Raw genomic sequence first — 3593 nt, 5'->3', positions numbered from 1 at the left:
CCCAGGGTCACGATGGCCAGGTAGTCACCGTGCATTCGCAGCACCGGGAAGCCGAGTATGCACCCCGCCAACGCCGCCGCGATGGCCGCCAGTGGCAGCACCGTCCAGAAGCCCAGGCCCAGGTATTGATAACCCAGCGCCAGGCCGTAGGCACCGATGGCATAGAACGCCACGTAAACCCAGGTCGAGCAGGCCCGCCAGGCCCACCACGATGTTCAGCCCCAGGCCGAGCAATACGTAGATCAGCCCCAGGATCACCACGGTGAGCAGGTACTTGTTGGCAAAGATCGGGAACACGATGGCGATCACGATCAACGCCGGGATGATCCAGCGCAGCCGCGACTTGTAGTCCGGTGGCAGCACGTGCACGCCGGAGCCGCTGCTCTCGAACCCCTGCAGGATCTTCACGCCCTTGGAAGTTTGCAGGAACAGGCTCAAGGCAAAGCGCCCGGCCATCACGATAGCGACCAGCACGGCAACCCGCGCAGGTTCCAGGTTGAAGCTGTAGCCGTCGAGCACCACGCCGACAATCGGGCCGAATACGATCAGCGAAATCAGCCCCGCGAGGACCGTATCGACCACACTTTTCTTGATATCAATGGATTTGGCAGCAGACATGTTTACACCTTCGCCACAAGTGGGCGACCAAGCAGGCCCTGGGGACGGAAAATCAGAATCACCACCAGCAGGGAGAAACTGAACACGTCTTTGTAGTCAGAGTTGATCAACCCCGAGAACAGCGACTCGGAGATACCGAGGATGATCCCGCCCAGCATCGCCCCAGGCAGGGAGCCGATGCCGCCGAGGACCGCCGCGGTAAACGCCTTGATGCCGATGATGAAGCCGGCATAGAAGTCGAAGGTGCCGTAGTTGAGGGTGATCAGCACGCCGGCCAGGGCAGCCATGGCTGCGCCGATGACGAACACGTAGGAGATCACGCGGTCGGTGTTGATGCCCAGGATCGAGGCCATCTTGCGGTCTTGCTGGGTGGCGCGGCACATGCGGCCGAGCTTGGTGTATTTGATGATGTAGGTGAGCAAGGCCATGCCGGCGAACGCCGCCACGAGGATGAACACTTTGGTGTAGGTCAGTTGCACGAACCCGGTGCCGATATCGACGCGCCAGGCGCCGGCCAGCAGGGTGGGAATGCCTTGTTGCTTGGCGCCCTGGGCGATCTGCGCGTAGTTCTGCAGGATCAGCGAGATACCGATGGCGCTGATCAGCGGTGCCAGGCGGGTGGAGTTACGCAGGGGTTTGTAGGCGACACGCTCAATCACCCAACCGTACACGCCGGTGACGACTACGGTGAAGATCAAAGTACCGAGAATGAGCAGCGGGAAGGATTCGATGCCGAAGTAAGCCAGCAGTGCCAGACTGATCGCCGCGAGGTAAGCGGAAATCATATAAACCTCGCCGTGGGCGAAGTTGATCATGCCAATGATGCCATAGACCATTGTGTAGCCGATGGCGATCAGGCCATAGACCGACCCGAGGGTCAGGCCGTTGACCAGTTGCTGCAGGAAAATACCATCCATAACGCAATCTCACGCGGTGAGCACCTGCACACCGGTGGGTGTGCGGCGCTTCTGGAGGAAAAGACAGGTTTGTTGCAATAGAGCAGGCAACCAGGCCCTCTGTGGGAGCTGGCTTGCCTGCGATAGCGGTTTCACATTCAACACAGGGTTGGCATTGAGTCCGTCATCGCGGGCAAGCCCGGCTCCCACAGGGATCAAGGTGTTCAGGCCGTCGCGTTATTACTTCTGTTTTTCCAACTGGTGGTATTTGCCGTCTTTGTCCCACTGGTAAACCACGTAGTCAGAGACTTTCAGGTCGCCCTTGGCATCCCAGGCTTTTTCGCCCATGACGGTTTTAACCGGGTTGGCCTTGAGCCACTTGGCAGCGTCTTCGCCCTTGTTGGACTTGGCACCGTTGAAGCCGGCGGCCAGGGCCTGGATCGAGGCGTAAGCGTACAGGGTGTAGCCTTCAGGCTCGGTACCGTTCTTGCGGAACTCTTCCACGACCGTCTTGCTGTCTGGCAGCAGGCGCGGGTCGGCGCCGAAGGTCATGTACACACCATCAACGTACTGCGCGCCGCCGGCGGTGGCTACCAGTTCGTCGGTGACCACGCCGTCATCGGACATGAACTTGACGTCTTTGAGGCCCGCTTCGCGGATCTGGCGCACCAGTGGGCCGGCTTCCGGATGCAAGCCGCCGAAGTACACGACGTCGGCGCCCAGGGAACGGATCTTGGTAACCAGGGCGCTGAAGTCTTTCTCGCCCCGGGTCAGGCCCTCTTCCAGCACCGGCTTGACGCCGCGCTTGGTCAACTGCGCAGCGGTGGCGTCGGCCAGGCCTTTGCCGTAGGTGTCTTTGTCGTTGATCACCGCGACTTTCTTGCCCTTGAGCACGTCGACAATGTAGTCGCCGGCCACGATGCCTTGCTGGTCGTCACGCCCGCACATACGGAACATGGCGCCCAGGCCGCGTTCGGTCACTTGTGGGTTGGTGGAGCCTGGGGTGATGGCGATGATGCCCGCTTCGTCGTAAACCTCAGACGCCGGGATGGTGTTGGATGAGCAGAAGTGCCCGACCACACCGATCACTTTGTCCTGGTCGGCCAGGCGGTTGGCCACGGCCACGGCCTGCTTGGGTTCGCAGGCGTCATCGCCCGCCACCAGCTTGATCTGCTCGCCGTTGATGCCGCCGGCCTTGTTGATAACGTCGGCTGCCGCCTGGGCACCCTTCATGTACTGCTCACCGAAAGCGGCGTTTGGCACCCGTCATCGGGCCCGCCACACCAATTTTCACATCAGCTTGAACAAACGTAGAAACACCCAGCGCCGCAGCAACGGCGAGGGCCAGAAAACCTTTCTTGTAAAACGTCTGGGACATGAGTGGTGCTCCGATATTTTTGATTTTTTGGCACGACAACTTGCATTCAAACTTTTCACTGAAAGCTCAGAGCAAGCCGCGTGCCATTACTTTTTTTATTCTTCAAAAAGACACGGTGTCATTGTTATTACAGGCGTTTCGACGCCTTTTGCCAGGACGTTGCAACCGTCTAGCGTCTACGGGTGCAACCAGCACTGCAAAAAAGTACAACCCTAGTAGGTCGCACCTGCAACCACAGGCATAAACGACAGTTCCTACAGCTGTAACAACGTGCGTAACGGAACTGCACATTTACAGTGCGTGATTGCTACGACTTGCACCAATACAGATGGGTAGCCTGCTAAGAAAACGCAGGCTTCTGAGGGGTATTTCGCTGATCAGATCACGATCCTCAGGCATTGCCCGGCGTGATAGAGCGAGAAGCCGGCTTCATACAGGCAACTGCGCAGGCCCACAGCGGCCAGAGGTTGCATAGGGGCAAAAGGGATCGGTAAGGCTTGGGGGTCCTGGTGACACAGGTAGTCGGCAAACGCCTTGCCCACTACGCTGCCGGTGGTCACCCCGCGCCCGTTATAACCGGTAACCGCCACCAGGCCGGGGGCCGGTTCGAACAGGCGCATCAAGTGGTCGGGGGTGAACGCGATGCAGCCGGTCCAGGTGAATTCCCATTTGCACCGATTTGAGGTACGGGAAGTAGTGTT

The 3593-nt window shown here is 59.3% G+C and carries 1 protein-coding gene and 3 pseudogenes; all 4 read right to left on the bottom strand.

Annotated elements, in window-relative coordinates:
- Nucleotides 1–618, bottom strand: a pseudogene (locus DQ405_RS25900) (DUF3382 domain-containing protein); the annotation flags it as partial.
- Between the two features lie 2 nt (nt 619–620).
- The gene (locus DQ405_RS25895) at nt 621–1535 is read right to left on the bottom strand and encodes an ABC transporter permease subunit (RefSeq protein WP_003188099.1); all 915 of its coding nucleotides are present in this window, start codon (nt 1533–1535) and stop codon (nt 621–623) included.
- 219 nt (nt 1536–1754) lie between these two features.
- A pseudogene (locus DQ405_RS25890) lies at nt 1755–2892 on the bottom strand (branched-chain amino acid ABC transporter substrate-binding protein).
- A 377-nt stretch (nt 2893–3269) separates the two neighbouring features.
- Nucleotides 3270–3593: pseudogene (locus DQ405_RS25885) on the bottom strand (FAD-dependent oxidoreductase); the annotation flags it as partial.

The organism is Pseudomonas sp. SST3 (genome assembly GCF_003325755.1).
Note: the sequence above shows the minus strand (reverse complement) of the source record. Positions and strands in the feature narration are given on the sequence as shown.